Source organism: Pseudomonas sp. 50_B (assembly GCF_017491625.1).
Taxonomy (GTDB): domain Bacteria; phylum Pseudomonadota; class Gammaproteobacteria; order Pseudomonadales; family Pseudomonadaceae; genus Aquipseudomonas; species Aquipseudomonas danubii.
Genome location: NZ_JAFGYX010000112.1, coordinates 1 through 494, shown reverse-complemented (window position 1 = coordinate 494; position 494 = coordinate 1). Strand labels below are relative to the sequence as shown.

General features: G+C 63.8%; 1 protein-coding gene. It reads left to right on the top strand.

Annotation, left to right across the window (positions count from 1 at the left end; all coding sequences use genetic code 11):
• Window positions 1-494 (top strand): 4Fe-4S dicluster domain-containing protein (locus J5M73_RS31170; protein ID WP_207816913.1); only part of this gene is annotated, 494 nt, incomplete at both ends.

Here is a 494-nt window from a genome sequence, read left to right as displayed (position 1 = left end):
CCTCGCGAACCTCTTCGCGAATCCGAACCTGCCCGCGATCGACGACTACTACGAGCCGTTCACGTACGACTACGCGCATCTGCAGAACGCGCCGCTGTCGCAGACGCCGCCGACCGCGCGCCCCGTGTCCGCGATCACCGGCCAGAAGATGGAGAAGATCGAATGGGGCCCGAACTGGGAAGACGACCTCGGCGGCGAGTTCAAGTCGCGCAGCCGCGACAAGCTGTTCGAGGCCGTGCAAAAGGAGATGTACTCGACGTTCGAGAACACCTTCATGATGTATCTGCCGCGCCTCTGCGAACACTGCCTGAACCCGACCTGCGTCGCGTCGTGCCCGTCGGGCTCGGTCTACAAGCGCGAGGACGACGGCATCGTGCTCGTCGACCAGGACAAGTGCCGCGGCTGGCGGATGTGCGTCTCCGGCTGCCCGTACAAGAAGATCTACTTCAACTGGCAGACCGGCAAGGCCGAGAAGTGCGTGTTCTGCTTCCCGC